The organism is Halobacterium sp. GSL-19 (assembly GCF_016917855.1).
GTDB lineage: Archaea > Halobacteriota > Halobacteria > Halobacteriales > Halobacteriaceae > Halobacterium > Halobacterium salinarum.
Map to the genome: position 1 here is coordinate 1,050,355 of NZ_CP070377.1, position 13,772 is coordinate 1,064,126.

The 13,772-nt window shown below is 68.5% G+C and carries 17 protein-coding genes and 1 tRNA gene; 9 read left to right on the forward strand and 9 right to left on the reverse strand.

Features of this window, described 5'->3' with window-relative positions; all coding sequences use genetic code 11:
* The first annotated feature begins 7 nt into the window (after positions 1-7).
* Positions 8-2,248 carry an RND family transporter gene (locus JT689_RS07330; protein WP_010903077.1) on the forward strand — a complete coding sequence of 747 codons (2,241 nt, stop codon included), beginning with the start codon at positions 8-10 and terminating at the stop codon, positions 2,246-2,248.
* A gap of 1 nt (position 2,249) precedes the next feature.
* Here JT689_RS07330 and panB read toward each other — a convergent pair whose 3' ends face one another.
* Positions 2,250-3,074: a 3-methyl-2-oxobutanoate hydroxymethyltransferase gene (gene panB / locus JT689_RS07335; RefSeq protein WP_205250825.1), complete on the reverse strand. Its 825-nt coding sequence runs from the start codon at positions 3,072-3,074 to the stop codon at positions 2,250-2,252.
* A gap of 89 nt (positions 3,075-3,163) precedes the next feature.
* Between panB and JT689_RS07340 the strand changes: the two genes are divergently transcribed.
* Positions 3,164-3,397 (forward strand): DUF5822 domain-containing protein, encoded by a 234-nt coding sequence (locus tag JT689_RS07340; protein WP_012289339.1) that lies wholly within the window; start codon positions 3,164-3,166, stop codon positions 3,395-3,397.
* 3 nt (positions 3,398-3,400) lie between these two features.
* On the opposite strand, the gene JT689_RS07345 is transcribed toward JT689_RS07340, so the two are convergent.
* Positions 3,401-3,919 (reverse strand): HAD hydrolase-like protein, encoded by a 519-nt coding sequence (locus JT689_RS07345; protein WP_012289340.1) that lies wholly within the window; start codon positions 3,917-3,919, stop codon positions 3,401-3,403.
* A 153-nt stretch (positions 3,920-4,072) separates the two neighbouring features.
* Between JT689_RS07345 and cysE the strand changes: the two genes are divergently transcribed.
* Positions 4,073-4,588, forward strand: a complete 516-nt coding sequence (gene cysE, locus JT689_RS07350; protein WP_010903081.1) for a serine O-acetyltransferase — start codon at positions 4,073-4,075, stop codon at positions 4,586-4,588.
* Positions 4,589-4,597: 9 nt separating this feature from the next.
* On the opposite strand, the gene JT689_RS07355 is transcribed toward cysE, so the two are convergent.
* Both JT689_RS07355 and JT689_RS07360 read right to left on the reverse strand, forming a co-directional pair.
* Positions 4,598-5,722, reverse strand: coding sequence for an acyl-CoA dehydrogenase family protein (locus JT689_RS07355; RefSeq protein ID WP_010903082.1), 1,125 nt, complete (start codon positions 5,720-5,722; stop codon positions 4,598-4,600).
* Between the two features lie 64 nt (positions 5,723-5,786).
* Positions 5,787-6,290, reverse strand: a complete 504-nt coding sequence (locus tag JT689_RS07360) for a multiprotein-bridging factor 1 family protein (protein ID WP_010903083.1) — start codon at positions 6,288-6,290, stop codon at positions 5,787-5,789.
* 86 nt (positions 6,291-6,376) lie between these two features.
* Here JT689_RS07360 and JT689_RS07365 point away from each other — a divergent pair, with 86 nt between their 5' ends.
* The 5 genes from JT689_RS07365 (at position 6,377) to JT689_RS07385 (ending at position 9,605) form a co-directional block, all read left to right on the forward strand.
* Positions 6,377-7,645, forward strand: coding sequence for a hypothetical protein (locus JT689_RS07365; protein WP_205250826.1), 1,269 nt, complete (start codon positions 6,377-6,379; stop codon positions 7,643-7,645).
* Positions 7,646-7,724: 79 nt separating this feature from the next.
* Positions 7,725-7,886, forward strand: coding sequence for a hypothetical protein (locus JT689_RS07370; RefSeq protein ID WP_010903085.1), 162 nt, complete (start codon positions 7,725-7,727; stop codon positions 7,884-7,886).
* A 95-nt stretch (positions 7,887-7,981) separates the two neighbouring features.
* Positions 7,982-8,440: a pyridoxamine 5'-phosphate oxidase family protein gene (locus JT689_RS07375; protein WP_010903086.1), complete on the forward strand. Its 459-nt coding sequence runs from the start codon at positions 7,982-7,984 to the stop codon at positions 8,438-8,440.
* 53 nt (positions 8,441-8,493) lie between these two features.
* On the forward strand, positions 8,494-9,141 hold the full coding sequence (locus JT689_RS07380) for a DNA-binding protein (RefSeq protein ID WP_010903087.1): 648 nt from the start codon (positions 8,494-8,496) through the stop codon (positions 9,139-9,141).
* A 59-nt stretch (positions 9,142-9,200) separates the two neighbouring features.
* Positions 9,201-9,605 carry a helix-turn-helix domain-containing protein gene (locus JT689_RS07385; protein WP_010903088.1) on the forward strand — a complete coding sequence of 135 codons (405 nt, stop codon included), beginning with the start codon at positions 9,201-9,203 and terminating at the stop codon, positions 9,603-9,605.
* Positions 9,606-9,776: 171 nt separating this feature from the next.
* On the opposite strand, the gene JT689_RS07390 is transcribed toward JT689_RS07385, so the two are convergent.
* Positions 9,777-9,861: transfer RNA gene (locus JT689_RS07390), tRNA-Leu, on the reverse strand.
* A gap of 117 nt (positions 9,862-9,978) precedes the next feature.
* Between JT689_RS07390 and JT689_RS07395 the strand changes: the two genes are divergently transcribed.
* On the forward strand, positions 9,979-10,548 hold the full coding sequence (locus tag JT689_RS07395) for a DUF420 domain-containing protein (protein ID WP_010903089.1): 570 nt from the start codon (positions 9,979-9,981) through the stop codon (positions 10,546-10,548).
* Between the two features lie 58 nt (positions 10,549-10,606).
* Here JT689_RS07395 and purF read toward each other — a convergent pair whose 3' ends face one another.
* The 4 genes from purF to JT689_RS07415 all read right to left on the reverse strand — a co-directional run bounded on the left by purF (position 10,607) and on the right by JT689_RS07415 (position 13,758).
* Positions 10,607-12,079: an amidophosphoribosyltransferase gene (purF, locus tag JT689_RS07400; protein WP_205250827.1), complete on the reverse strand. Its 1,473-nt coding sequence runs from the start codon at positions 12,077-12,079 to the stop codon at positions 10,607-10,609.
* A gap of 205 nt (positions 12,080-12,284) precedes the next feature.
* A complete protein-coding gene (locus JT689_RS07405; protein ID WP_010903091.1) occupies positions 12,285-12,461 on the reverse strand; it encodes a 50S ribosomal protein L37e in 177 nt (58 codons plus the stop codon).
* Positions 12,458-12,640 (reverse strand): LSM domain-containing protein, encoded by a 183-nt coding sequence (locus JT689_RS07410; RefSeq protein WP_012289341.1) that lies wholly within the window; start codon positions 12,638-12,640, stop codon positions 12,458-12,460. The genes JT689_RS07405 and JT689_RS07410 overlap by 4 nt, the downstream gene beginning before the upstream one ends.
* A 56-nt stretch (positions 12,641-12,696) precedes the next feature.
* Complete coding sequence (locus JT689_RS07415) at positions 12,697-13,758, reverse strand: M42 family metallopeptidase (RefSeq protein WP_205250828.1); 1,062 nt, start codon at positions 13,756-13,758, stop codon at positions 12,697-12,699.
* Between the last annotated feature and the right edge of the window lie 14 nt (positions 13,759-13,772).

Genomic DNA, 13,772 nt, shown 5'->3' on the forward strand with positions numbered 1-13,772 from the left:
CTAATCCATGCCCAAACTACGTAGTGCGTTCGCTTCGATTGGTGATCGCGTCCAAGCGCGGCCAGTCGCAACACTGCTCATCGCAGGACTGCTCATCCTGGTTGCGATCGGCGGCGCCGCACAGATCACGAGCGTCACCGGAGACGACGCGTTCGTCGGGAGCAACCCCACCTACGAAGCGTTCTCCGATTCGTTCGACCACGGGAACATCGCGGTGCTCATTCGGGGTGACATCACGGAGCCGTCGGCGATCGAGGCGATCGACCGCTACGACAGGCGGATGTCACAGACACAGGACGTGTATGCAGTGCGCAGCCCCGCCGACCAGGTGCGGGCTGCGTACGGCCGCATCCCGGACTCGAAGTCGAAAATCGAGTCCGTGATCGGGTCCCCCGATTACACCACGATCCAGATCGCCACCGACACCGACCTCACACAACAACAGCAACGCCCGATCTACACCGAGGCTGTGAGCACCAGCGACTGGGCGCGGTTCCCCGCCAGCGTGACCGCCACCGTCACGGGTGACGCGGCGTTCTCCGCGCAGCTCTCGACGGTCATCCAGCAGAGCACGCAGAAGCTGCTGGGGCTGGCAGTCGGCCTGATGGTGATCGCGTTGTTCTTCCTGTTCCGCGGGGTTCGACTCCGCCTGCTGCCCATCGTCGCCGTCTTCGTGGGCGTCATCTACACGTTCGGCGCGATCGGCTACGGCGGGATCCCGAACTCCACGATGACGAGCGCGGTGTTCCCCATCCTGATCGGGCTGGGGATCGACTACTCCGTGCAGTTCCACGAGCGGTACGAAGAGGAACTAGAGACGCATCCGCCCCGCGAGGCGCTCCCGAACGCCCTCGGCGGGGTTGGGCCGCCGGTCCTCATCGCGATGCTCGCGGCAGCCCTCGGGTTCGGTGCGACCTGGGTGTCGACGTCCTCGCCGGCGATCATCTGGTTCGCACAGACGTCCATCCTCGGCGTGTTGCTCACGTACGCCGCCGGCATCCTGGTGTTGCTCGCCGGGCTGACGATCTACATCCGGCGCTGGGGCGACGACAGTCCGGCGGCGGCCGACGGCGGAGACCCCGAGGCCGCGCACGCTGAGGTCGACGAGGACTCGCGTATCGGCCTCGTGGGGTCGACGCTCGGCCGGACGTCGCGGATCCTCGCAAGCCACCCGATGACGGTGCTTGCGATCGCGCTCGTCCTGTCGGGCGTCGGCTTCCAGGTCGCCAGTTCGCTGGGGACGCTCGCGGACACCGAAGAGTTCATCCCCCAGGACTTGCCCGCGTACGTCGACCTCCAGCAGTTCCGCTCTCAGACCGGTGGCGGAACGAGCACCAGCTACGACGTGCTCGTCACCGGCACCCACCTCAAACACCCTGAGACGTTGCGCTGGATGGACGGCCTCAACGACGTTGCCACACAAGCCCCACTAGTCGAAGGCGTGGACACGCCCGCTGGGGCTGTGAAACAGTACAACGGCGGTGAGATCCCGCGCACGACCAGTGGCGTCGAGCGCGTCCTCGCGCAGATGCCGACCGAGCAGCGCCAGCGGTATTACAACGACGGGCGCGCACACATCACCGTGGCGTCCCCACAGGACATGACCACCGGGCAGGTGTTGTCGTTCCTGGAGAACTCACAGGAGTCACTGGATTACAGCAACCCGCCGCCGGGAGTTACTGCTGAGGTCACCGGCACGTCGTCGATCGCGGTGCCGTCGATCATCGACCAGATCAACTCGCGGAACACCACGACCGGCCTGGGCATCCTGTTCGTGTTCGCGCTCCTCGGGTTGTACTACCGGGACCTCGTGAAGGCGGTGGCACCACTGGTGCCGATGGTGTTCGTCATCGGCTGGCAGAACATCTACATGCTCGCGCTGGACATCCCCGTGTCGCCGCTGGGTGCCAGCCTGGGCGCGATGACCGTCGGCATCGGCGCCGAATACACCATCATCGTCATGGAGCGCTACTACGAGGAGAAACAGCACAACGGCTACGGTCGCCTCGACGCCGTGGAGATCGCGGCCAGCCGCGTCGGAAAAGCCATCACCGTCTCCGGGATGACGACGGTGTTCGGGTTCTCGGCGCTGATCCTGTCACCGTTCCCGGTGCTCAGCAGCTTCGGGTTCCTGACCGTCGGCGTGATCTTCCTCACGCTGATCGCGTCACTGGCGACGCTGCCCCCGACGCTGGTGGTGCTCGATGGGCTGGCCGAGCGGGTCGCGGCGTTCCGCGCCGCCGACTAGCTCAGTACACGTCGTCGACGTCGTCGGCGACGTGGCTGTGCTCGGCCGCCGGGAACGACCCGGATTCGACCGCGTCGACGTAGTCGTCGACCGCGGTCGCCATTTCTCGGTTCACGTCCCCGAACTGCTTGGAGAACGGCGGGCTGCGTTCTGACATCCCGATCACGTCCGAGATCACGAGCACCTGGCCGTCGGTGTCCGGCCCCGCGCCGATACCGATGGTCGGGATGTCGATGGCGTCGGTGATGTCGGCGGCGACGTTCGCCGGCACGTGTTCGAGCACGAGCGCGAACGCGCCGGCGGCCTCGTGGTCGCGCGCCAGATCCAGCATGCGCTCGGCGCTGTCCTGGTCGGTGCCCTGCCGGAAATACCCCCCGAGCTGGTTGACGTGCTGGGGGGTCAACCCGAGGTGCGCCATCACGGGAATCCCCAGCGACGTGAGCGTCTCGGTCAGCGACACCGTGTGCGGCCCGGATTCGAGTTTCACCGCGTCGGCGTCCTCCTCTTTGAGCATGCGGCCGGCGTTTCGCACGCTCTCGGTCTCGTCGGCGCCGAAGCTCAGAAACGGCATGTCCGCGACGACGACCGCGTCCGCGGTGGCGCGTGCGACCGCGCCGGTCGCCGACGCGATCTCGTCGACGGAGACGGGCAGCGTCGTGTCGTATCCGAGCTTCGCGTTCCCGACGCTGTCCCCGACCAGGATCATGTCGACGCCGGCGTCGTCGACCACCGACGCCGTGGGGGCGTCGTACGCGGTCAGCATCGTCACCGGGTCGGTTTCCTCGTCGGTGCTGCCCGCACGCCGCACTGAATTCACCGTTGGCATACGACGATGTCGGTGGGTCGCGGTGTTAAACGTATGCGACGCGGCACCGTGACGGGAGAGTTAAGCACACCGCGACCATCTAGACCGGTGTGCCGGAACTGGAAGCACGCACCGACCCGGACGGCGTCGACTACGCGTGGGTGATGCAGACCACGTTCGTCGTCACCATCGTCGTCGGGGCCCCCATCGTGACTGCGCTCTCGACGGGCTACTCACTCCCCACGTGGGCCTCCCGCGTGTCGTTTGCCGTGCGCATCGGCGCGATCATCTGGTTTCTGACCGCGGTCACTGTCTTCGCGTACGCGCGCCGCCACGCTGCGTGACCGCTACACCCACTGGAAGTCAGCGCCGGCTCGCTCGGCGGTCGTCTCGTCGGACGCCGAATCCCCGACGAACAGCGTGTCAGCGGGGGCCACACCGAGTTCGGTTGTGACCCATTCGAGCGCCCGCGGGTCGGGCTTCATCGCGGGTGTCGTGTCCCGGCCCGCGACGACCGCGACCGCGTCCGCGAGCTCGTGGGCGGCTAAGGCGCGCCGGCAGGCCGCCTCGGCGTTCAGCGAGCACACACCGACGGGGACGTCGCGGGGGATGTCGTCGGCCGCGGGAAGCCGGGCGGCCGTGTCCGCGCCCGCGAGTTCGTGCTCGGTGATGATGTCGTCGACCGCCGTTCTGACGCCGGCGTCATCGGCGGTCGCCAACACCGACCACATGTCGGCGTCCGTGGTCTCCCGGCCGGCCTCACGGAGCACGCGGGACACCTCGGTTTTGACCGCCGCCCAGTCGACGTTCAAGCGCACGAGCGTGCCGTCGAGGTCGTAGACAACCGCCTCGTAGCCGCCTGTCACGGCACACGGTTCGCCCCCGTCGCGGTTAGTGGCTTCGGTGGTCGAAGCGGGCACGCCACCTCGGGGGACTTTTCCCCGGGGCTGCCCGAGGATACCGCATGCACGACACCAGCATCACACGCAACCGCCCGCCGTGGCCGTTCGACACATCGAATGTACGCACGCATCCGTGAGGACGTCCGTGCGATGCGGCGACGGGACCCCGCAGCCGGGAGTCGCCTCGACGTCGCGCTCACGTATCCCGGCCTGCACGCCGTCTGGGCGCACGTCTTCCTCGCCGGCCCGCTGTACGACCGGTGGCCGACCGCCGGCCGCCTGGTCGCGTACTGGGTGCGGCTGCTCACTGGCATCGAGATCCACCCCGACGCCGACATCGGCCGCCGGGTCACCATCGATCACGGCCACGGCGTCGTCATCGGCGAAACGGCAGTCGTCGGCGACGACGTGCACATGTACCACGGCGTCACGCTGGGGGGCAACGACTCCCGGCCGGTCGACCGACACCCCACGGTGCGCGCCGGCGTGACGCTGGGCGCGAACGCGACGCTGCTCGGTGACATCGAAATCGGCGCGAACGCCAGCGTCGGCGCGGCGTCGGTCGTCACCGACGACGTGGCGGCCGGCGCAACGGTGACCGGCGTGCCCGCACAGCGGGTCGACGACGCGTAGCCGCGGTGGTCAGTCGATCAGGCCGCGCGCGATGACTTCCTTCTGGATCTCGGAGGTCCCCTCGTAGATGGTCGTGATCTTCGAGTCGCGGTAGAACCGCTCCACGTCGAAGTCCTTGGTGTAGCCGTAGCCGCCGTGGATCTGGACCGCCTCGTTGGTCACGTCGACGGCCGCCTCGCTGGCGAAATACTTCGCCTTCGCGGCCGCGGTCTGGTGGTCCTCGCCGGCGTCGGCCATCCGTGCGGCGTCCCGGGAGAGCAGGCGGGCGGCCTGCACTTGGGTTTCCATGTCCGCGAGCTTGTGCCGGATGGTCTGGATCTCGGAGATCGGCTGGTCGAACTGCTCGCGGTCGTCGGCGTACGCGAGCGCCGCGTCGAGGGCGGCCTGGCTCAGGCCCACGGCCTGGGAGGCGATCCCGATCCGGCCGCCCGTGAGGATGTGGAGCGCGGCCGACAGCCCGCGGCCCGCCTCTGTGAGCTGGTTGCTGGCCGGAATGCGGCAGTCGTCGAACAGCAACGACGTGGTGTCGCTGGCGCGCAGCCCGAGTTTGTCCTCCTTGGGGCCGACCGTGAGGCCGTCGGCGTCCTTGGGCACGAGGAACTGCGTGATCTTGTCGTCGTCCCCGTCGATCTTCGCGAACACGATGACGACGCCCGAGCGCTTCCCGTTCGTGATCCACTGCTTTTTCCCGTTGAGCACGAACTCGTCGCCGTCGCGGCGCGCCGTGGTGGACATCTGTGCGGGGTTCGAACCGGCGTCGGGCTCGGACAGCGCGAACGCGCCGACCGGGCGGCCGTCGGCCATCTCCGGCAGCCACCGCTCCTGTTGGTCGTCGTCGCCGAACTCCGCGATGCAGGAGGTCGCCAGGCAGTGCACCGACAGCGCGGTTGCGACGGACAGCGCGCCGTACGCGAGCTGTTCGTTGACGACGCTGTAGGTCAGCGAGTCCACGTCCAGGCCGCCGTACGACGCCGGCGTCGTCATCGCGGTGACGCCGAGCTCCCCGAGGTCGTCCCAGACCTCTTCGGGGAACGACTGTGTGCGGTCTGCTTCGGCGGCCACCGGACGGATCTCCTCGACGGCGAACTCGCGGACGGATTCGCGCATCCGACGCTGCTCGGCGGACAAGTCCATACACCCTCTCGTGGGTGCTGTCGAAAAAAGCTGTCTGGTTTCCGGGCTGTCCGGCGTGGCGTGGTCAGTCGTCGCTGAGCTGGACGTCGAGGAAGTCCTCGAGCGCGGCGATGACCGACCCGCCGACGTTGGCCTTCGTGGCACGGGCCTGCTCGACGGCCAGCACGTCCGCGTCGTCGATCTCCAGTTCCGCGGCGAGCTCCGACCGCTGGAGGCCGGCGTCCTGGCGGGCGCGCACGACGCGTTCGCCGTAATCGGAGACCAGGTACGGCAGCTGGTCGGTTTCGTAGTTCGTGCCGTCTTCCTCCCAGTGGCTGGAGTCCCCGCGTGTCACCGCGTCGAACTGTTGGGCCTGGTTTTCAACGGCGCGCTGCGTCCGGTCGGCGTCGGCGGCGTCTCCGTCGGCGTCGGCGGCTGCGCTCTCGTCGTGGCTCGCGCAGTCCGGGCAGACGGTGAGCTCCGCCCCGGCGACGTTTGCATCCTGCAACGAGTCGGCGGTCGACCCACAGAGCTCGCAGGCCTGCCCACCGCCCCCGCTGCCGGCGCCACCGGTCGAGTACTTCGGCATGCGTTGCCGTACGTGGGCGATGTTATTTTAATACCCGGTTTGTGACCAAGCCATACCTAAGTACGAGGAGGCGAAAGCCACCCGATATGCGCGGGGAGTTCGCCGATCACGTGTATCTCGCGGCGCTTCACAGCCCCGAGTTCACCGACGCGTTCGGCGCTGACTACACGACGGCCGTTGAACCGCCGCGGGTATCGTCGCTGGTGCGGTCGCTGTCCGACACGCACGCGTGGGCGACGCGGGAGACCAACGTGGTTGCCGACCTGGAGCGCGGTGATTACGTTGTCTTCCACCGCGAGTGGGGCGTGCGCGCTGTCGGCCAGGTGTGGTCGGTGAGCGTCGACAGCGACGACGTCGCACGGCACACGGCGCTCACCGATCCGGCGGGCGGATGGGGCGTGGTCACGCTCACGAACGTCCAGCCGGCCCTGGATCACGTGTCGCTGAAATCCCTGGGGATCGACGACGTGCGCACGTCGCGGTCGCTGTACCGGCTCAGCAACGACGGCACGACCGCCGACCTGTCCGGGCGCTACAGGACGGCGGCGCGGTTCGTCGAGGAGCTCGTCGAGAACCCGCTGGCGTTCGACGTGCCACCGGGCGGAACGCCCCCTGACAGGCGGCCCGCGCCCCCGGGGCAGGCCGGCGGTGGCGTGTCACTGCTCGACACCCCCGTGGAAGCCCACTTGGACGCGCTCGACCGGGTGCGGGCGACGGCGTGGCGGGTGCTGGCGTTGGGGGTGGTCCTGCTCGCGGCGACGCTCGGCGTGGTCGAGCGGTATCGGGTGGCTCCCGAGGAGCCGTTCGCGTTCACGCCCGCCGTCTGGGTGGGCGTCGGCGCGCTGGCTGTCGGCGCGGCGCTCGCGACCGGCGTTGTGGTGCATGGCTCGCTCCGACCGCGCCCCGGGCTGCCGACGTTCACGCGCGAGCAGACGGGGGCCGTCGAGCGCGCGGGCGTGACGGACCGCGACAGCGACGCCGCCGGGCACGCGGCTGCGACCGCGGCGGCGTACTGCTCGCACATCCACGCCATCACTCGCCGCCTCGGAGCGGCAACCGGGACGGCGGCCGTCGGCGTCCTGGCGGGGGCGGTCTATCTCGCGTACGGGCTCGGCGCCCAGGTCACCACCGCCATTCGGCCGCTGTCCGTCGTTGCCTTTGTCGGGTTCCCGGCACTGATCGTGGCGGCGTTGGGGTACGCGTTCGCCGTCCACACCGACCACCGCCTGCGCTCCGTTTCCGTCGGCGAGCTGTCGGCGTCGCTGCCGGCGGTGCCACGGATGGGGGCAGCCGTCACCGCCCGCGTCCGCGCGCTCACACGCCGGCTGTTCGCGTTCGCCGAGCGCCACCGGTAGCCTGTGGCGGCGTGCGTTTCCCAGTGCACTGGAACCAGGGCGGGCCATTTATCCCAGTCTGTCGAATACCAATTCACCGATGAGCGCCAGCGAGGACATCGTGTTCACGTGCCCCCACTGCGGGGAGACCATGACGGTCAACCCCGCGATGCGGGACGCCCTCTTCTCGAACGGGTGTGTTGTCTGCGGGGCGGCCGTCGACGGCGATGCGTTCGCGCCGGCCGAGCAGTCGTGTACGTAACCCCTGCGCTGGCGTCGCCTGCGCGTGCAGCGCCGTTCGCGCGGCGCGGATGGCCAAATATAAAGATTCCCACCGGTAAGTGGAGGCACTGACCAATGGCCCTGGACCAACAGACCGAGCTGTCGCGGGCGGAGACGGACGCCGTGCTCGCCCGCAACGAAACCGGGGTGCTGTCGTTGGCGCGTGGCGACGAGCCGTACGCGATCCCGATCTCGTACGGTTACGACGCCGAGTCGCGAACCGTCTTCCTACGCCTGGTCTCGACGCCGGACAGCGAGAAGCGGGCGTTCCTCTCGTCGTCGCCGGCGGTGCGGCTGGTCGTCTCCGAGGAGTCGCCGCCCGAGTACCGGAGCGTCGTCGCTCAGGGGACGCTCACCGAGATCTCGACCGACGAGATGACCGTCGAACGCATCGAACAGTTCGGGGACGCGAAACGCCCGCTGTTCGAAATCTGGGGGGCTGACAAGCCCGACCTCCGCATCCAGTTGTACGAGTGTGACGCCACCACGATCAGCGGCCGCTGCATCGAGTTGGATCACGCGGCATACGCCTAACGGCACCGCGTCTCCCGTGGATTCTTGTACCGGCACGCGCCTCGTACTCGTAGATGCCCGCTGGGATTCGTGTCACTGTGTCGTTCCCACGGCCACCGGTGTGTCCGATCGCGGTGCTCTCGGAGCGCGCAAACACCACGATCACGAACGTCTCGACGAGCATCGCGGCCGACGGCGCGCCGGTCACGGAGTTCTTGATCGACGCCGACGCGGTCCCCGACGATTACGACCGTGACCCCGTGTTCACGTACACCGACCGCCACCTGTATCGTGTTCGCCACGACGCCGAGGCGGCGTGTCCCTGTGTCTGCTTGGGCGCACACGACACGCCGGTGAACCGGTATCGGGCCCGCGACGGCGAGCTCCAGATCGTGTTTCACGGCCGCGAGTTCGACACCGTCCAGGCGATCGTCGGGGAGCTTCGCGCGGAGTTCGCCGACATCGACATCCAGCGCCTGGTCCGCGCACCCACGGGGACCGCCGCCCAGGACACCGCGTTCGTCGACCGTGGCCAGCTCACCGACCGCCAACTGGAGGTGTTGACGACCGCCTACGAGGCGGGCTACTTCGAGCGCCCCCGCGGCGCGACCGCGCAGGCGCTGGCCGACGACCTCGGGATCGCGCCGTCGACGTTCACCGAGCACCTGCTCGCCGCACAGCGCAAACTCCTGGGGGACGCCCTCGAAACCGACGGCACTTAAACCACCCCCGTTGTTGGGGGGTGCAATACCTCCCCGGGTAGGTATTCCGATGAGATACAATGAGTCAGTCGCAGCTGGCAGCACCATCCCGGACGGCCGACGACGACGACAGCGATATCACCGCGACCGGCGAGCTCATGCAGCGGATCCTCGACGCCTTCGACGACGCCGAATGCCGGCAGATCCTCGAATCCACCGACGATGCCGCGTTGACTGCCGGCGAGATCGCCGATGAATGTGATCTCCCGTCCTCGACCGCCTACCGCAAGATCGACCGCCTCACCGAGGCCGGACTGCTCTCGGAGACGCTCCGCATCCGCCGCTCGGGGAAACACGTCAGCGAGTACACCTGCACCGTCGACGACGTGACGCTCTCGGTCAGCCACAACGGCGTCGAAGCAACCCTCTCGTGTACGCCGACGGACGCCGGCACCGCCGGTCCCGCACAGCCGTTTGCGGACTGACTCACGGACCAGGTTCTCCGAGGCGTGGCCGCCAGGAACGGTAGTCGCTGGGCTGTACGAATCGACGCCAGTAGGAAATTGTGCGTGGGTGATGTCCCGGGAGGGGAAATCACCGTGCATCGCAGCGCCACGTGTGGTGTGGCAGGCGGTGGGAACAACCCACCAGTGCGATGCGTGGGACCGGATTCGAACCGGCGAACCTCTACAGGACAGCGCCCTCAACGCTGCGCCTTTGACCTAGCTCGGCTACCCACGCTCGCGTACGGTTGCTGCTGCACTCAGTGGTACCCGCCCCCGAATTAAAACCCCTGCGATTCGCGCTCGGCGCGTGAGACCGCGACACGGAACCGATTTGGTGGGCCACGCGTAACCCATGGGCATGGCTGACGGATTCGTTCGGCGTCACGTCGCCGGGCTGGCGGCGGTCCTCGGCGTGGCCTCCATCGCGGTCGTCGTGGCTGCCGTCCGTGGGGTCATCCCGGCGGGCGTGCTCCCACAGGCACCGGCCTGGTTCATCGGCGCGATCCCGCCGCTGAACGCAGTGATCAGTGCGGCTGCCATCGGCACCATCCTCGCGGGGTGGCGCTGGATCCGGCGCGGCGACGTGGCCAAACACCGCGCGGCGATGGCGACGACGACCCTGCTGTTCGTGGCGTTCCTGGGGCTGTACCTCTACCGGCTCGTCGTCCACGGCACCACCGCGTTCCCGACGACGGGGGCGGTCTACACGTTCGTCTACCTGCCGGTGTTGATCATCCACATGGGGTTGGCGATCGCCTGCATCCCGCTGGTCTACTACGTGCTCTTGTTGGCTGGCACGCGCCCGGTCAGCGAGATCTACGACTCGAACCACGCGCGGGTGGGCCGCGTCGCCGCTTCCCTGTGGCTCGTGTCGTTCGCGCTCGGCATCGTCGTCTACCTCATGCTGTACGTCCTCTACTGACCGCTGCCCCGCTGTGCATCGCGAAACCCGTGGCGGTTCCCGGGGCTGGTGAGCGCAGTCAGTCGTCGCTGGACGGCGTGACTGTCGGGCGCTCGGCGTCCCGGTCGGTCGCCTCGCCGTCGACGTCGTATGGGTACGCGCCGGTCACACACCCCGCGCATATGTCGGCTTCGCTCTTCCCGATGGCCGCCGTGACCGCGGACAGCGGGAGATACGACAGCGAGTCCGCGCCGATCTCCGCCGCGATCTCGTCGGCCGTCCGGTCGGCGGCGATGAGCTCCTCGCGGGTCGCCATGTCGATGCCGAAGTAACACGGGGCCTGTATCTGGGGGGCGCCGATGCGCACGTGGACCTCGGTTGCGCCCGCGTCCCGGACCAGATCAACGAGCTGGCTGCTGGTCGTGCCCCGTACGATGGAGTCGTCGATGATCGTGACCGACTGCCCCTCGACGGTGGACTTGATGGGGTTGAGCTTGAGCCGGACGGCGCGCTCGCGGGCCTCCTGGGTGGGCATGATGAACGTGCGGCCGACGTACCGGTTTTTCATCAACCCCTCGGCGAACTCCACGTCGCTCCCGTCTTCGGTGGCGGCGTCGGCGTAGCCGGACGCGAACGCCCGCCCGGAGTCGGGGACGGGCACCACGACATCGCTTTCGACGCCGGTCTCGTGCCACAGTTGGCGGCCGAGGTTGCGCCGGACCTCGTAGACGAGTTCGTCGTCGATGACCGAATCCGGGCGCGCGAAATACACGTACTCGAAAAAGCAGTGGGCGGTGGTGTCGCGGTCGACGAGCTGGTGGGCGGAAAACCCCGTGCCGTCGTCGTCGAGGACGATCGCCTCGCCGGGACGGACGTCACGGACGACATCGCCGCCGATGGTGTCGATCGCGGCGGACTCGCTGGCGATGACGTAGCCGTCCTCGACGGTCCCCAGCACCAGCGGACGGTTCCCCCGTGGGTCCCGGACGCCCAACACGGTGTCGTCGTGCATGATGGTCAGCGAGTACGACCCGTGGATGCGCTCCATGGTCCGCTCGACGGCGTCCACGAGGTCGGCGTCGAGGAGGTTGCGCGCGAGGTCGTGGGCGATGACCTCGGTGTCGCCGTCGCTGGTGAACGCGTGCCCGCTTGCCGCGAGGTCCGCGCGCAACTCGTCGGCGTTGACGAGGTTGCCGTTGTGGCTCAGGCCGAGCGCACCGCCCTTGAACGACACCGAGAACGGCTGCGCGCAGGACTTGTCGACGCTCCCCGCGGTCGGATAGCGGACGTGGCCGATGGCGGCCGAACCGTGCAGCGCGTCGATGTCCGCTTCGTCGAAGGCGTCACCCACCAGCCCCATGCCGACGTGTTGGTGTTGCTGGAAGCCGTCGTGGGCGACGATGCCCGCCGACTCCTGGCCGCGGTGCTGGAGGGCGTACAGCGCGTAGTACGTCGGAAGCGCGGCGTCACGGGCCGACAGTGAGGCACCGACGACCCCACATTTCTCGGTTGGATGGTCACTCATGGGTCCGTCCGCGGGGCCGCCTGACATACCTCCCGCTTGCGGACACCATAGGGTAAACCTTCCGCAACCGTGTCGAATACACGCCCCGATCGCCGTGAAGTATGCACAACACTGCAGTGAGGGGTGTGTTCAGCACCCATGGGTGGGGGTAGAGACGGACGACTCGGCGAACCGGGCGCGATCACGGACCAGTGGCTGTCCGGACCGGAACGAAACGCGGAGAAAGAACTGCTTAGTTGTCGCCGGTCTTGCCCTGCCACTCGTAATCCCGGCGCTTGGCGGAAGCACCGAAGCCGCAGGAACTGCAGACCTTCTTCTTCGTGTGGTAGGACTTCTCACCGCAGCGTCGGCACTTCGTGTGCGTCGTGGTGTTCTTCTTCCCCTGGCTCGGGGTTCCTGCGCCAGTCATGGTTTGATGGTGACGACGTTATCGCCACGGATAATCGTTGTGTCTTCGCCCTCAATGACGACGTTCATGTGCTGGTCGTAGCCCGTCAGCACGCCGGTGAACTCGTCGCCGTCCTTCAGGCGGACGGTGACGGTTTCTTCGAGTGACTCCTCCAGCACATCCAGTGGTCGGCCGCTCATGTACCTACCGCCGGTGGTGGCATCCATAAGCGTACCGGACCGCTCCCAACGGACGCTCAGACCGAGACCGCAAACGAGTCCCGGTCCCCGGCGTGGGCGGCGAACGCCGCGAGCACGTCCGCCCCCGCAGCGAGGTCCGCCAGGTCAACGACCTCCGCCGGCGTATGCATATACCGGTTCGGGATCCCCAGGTCGGCGGTCGGCACCCCGCCGCCCGCCGTCCCGAACGCGTCGGCGTCCGTGCCCGTCGAGATCCGGTGGGCGGCGACCTGCAGCGACGCCCCGGCGTCGGCTGCGGCGTCACGGAGCGCGGACACCACCACGGGGTGGTTCGTGCCGCCGCGCATCACCACGGGGCCGTCGCCGAGTGCGACCGTGCTCGCGCGCTCGGCCGGATACATCGGATCGTCGGCGGCGTGGGTCACGTCGGCGGCGACCACGGCGTCCACGTCGAGGTCGAACCCAACCATCCGTGCGCCGCGGGTGCCGATCTCCTCGTGGACCGTGCTCACTGCGTACACCGTCGCGTCGACGTCGCGTTCGACGGCGCGCCGGAACCCCTCGGCGGCCACCCACAGCCCGGTGCGGTTGTCGAGGCTGCGCGCGTTCAGCCGGCCGCCGGCCAGCTCCCGGGGCTCGGAGACGAGCACCCCCGGATCGCCCACGGACACACGGTCACGAGCGTCGTCGCCGTCCGCCGCCCCGATGTCGACGTACTGCTCGGTCACCGACGGCGCGGCGCCGTCCTCGCTGTGGTCCCGCAGATGAACCGCCGCCTGCCCGATGACCCCGTTGACGGGGCCGTCGTCGGTCTCGATCCGGACCTGGCTGCCCCGCGTCACGGACGCATCCAGCCCGCCGATCGGGGCGATCCGAACGAACCCCCCCTCGGTGATCTCGGCCACCGCGAACCCGATCTCGTCGGCGTGCCCGGTGAACGCCACCGCGGGCGCGTCGCCCTCGGCGACGGCCACGGCGTTCCCGTAGGCGTCCGTCTCCACGCGGTCGGCGTACTGCGAGACGTACTCCACCCACACGCGCTGTGCGGCCGCCTCATGGCCGGTCGGGCTGTGGACTGCGAGCAACTCATCCAGGAACGCGCGGCGCGCATCGTCCATACGCGTTCTCCCGT

What these genes read in the sequence shown, in the direction of transcription:
- JT689_RS07330 (WP_010903077.1), top strand. Translation starts at nt 8, where the DNA reads ATGCCCAAACTACGTAGTGCGTTCGCTTCGATTGGTGATCGCGTCCAA.
- panB (WP_205250825.1), bottom strand. Translation starts at nt 3,074, where the DNA reads ATGCCAACGGTGAATTCAGTGCGGCGTGCGGGCAGCACCGACGAGGAA.
- cysE (WP_010903081.1), top strand. Translation starts at nt 4,073, where the DNA reads ATGTACGCACGCATCCGTGAGGACGTCCGTGCGATGCGGCGACGGGAC.
- JT689_RS07355 (WP_010903082.1), bottom strand. Translation starts at nt 5,722, where the DNA reads ATGGACTTGTCCGCCGAGCAGCGTCGGATGCGCGAATCCGTCCGCGAG.
- JT689_RS07360 (WP_010903083.1), bottom strand. Translation starts at nt 6,290, where the DNA reads ATGCCGAAGTACTCGACCGGTGGCGCCGGCAGCGGGGGCGGTGGGCAG.
- JT689_RS07365 (WP_205250826.1), top strand. Translation starts at nt 6,377, where the DNA reads ATGCGCGGGGAGTTCGCCGATCACGTGTATCTCGCGGCGCTTCACAGC.
- JT689_RS07370 (WP_010903085.1), top strand. Translation starts at nt 7,725, where the DNA reads ATGAGCGCCAGCGAGGACATCGTGTTCACGTGCCCCCACTGCGGGGAG.
- JT689_RS07375 (WP_010903086.1), top strand. Translation starts at nt 7,982, where the DNA reads ATGGCCCTGGACCAACAGACCGAGCTGTCGCGGGCGGAGACGGACGCC.
- JT689_RS07380 (WP_010903087.1), top strand. Translation starts at nt 8,494, where the DNA reads ATGCCCGCTGGGATTCGTGTCACTGTGTCGTTCCCACGGCCACCGGTG.
- JT689_RS07385 (WP_010903088.1), top strand. Translation starts at nt 9,201, where the DNA reads ATGAGTCAGTCGCAGCTGGCAGCACCATCCCGGACGGCCGACGACGAC.
- JT689_RS07395 (WP_010903089.1), top strand. Translation starts at nt 9,979, where the DNA reads ATGGGCATGGCTGACGGATTCGTTCGGCGTCACGTCGCCGGGCTGGCG.
- purF (WP_205250827.1), bottom strand. Translation starts at nt 12,079, where the DNA reads ATGTCAGGCGGCCCCGCGGACGGACCCATGAGTGACCATCCAACCGAG.
- JT689_RS07405 (WP_010903091.1), bottom strand. Translation starts at nt 12,461, where the DNA reads ATGACTGGCGCAGGAACCCCGAGCCAGGGGAAGAAGAACACCACGACG.
- JT689_RS07410 (WP_012289341.1), bottom strand. Translation starts at nt 12,640, where the DNA reads ATGAGCGGCCGACCACTGGATGTGCTGGAGGAGTCACTCGAAGAAACC.
- JT689_RS07415 (WP_205250828.1), bottom strand. Translation starts at nt 13,758, where the DNA reads ATGGACGATGCGCGCCGCGCGTTCCTGGATGAGTTGCTCGCAGTCCAC.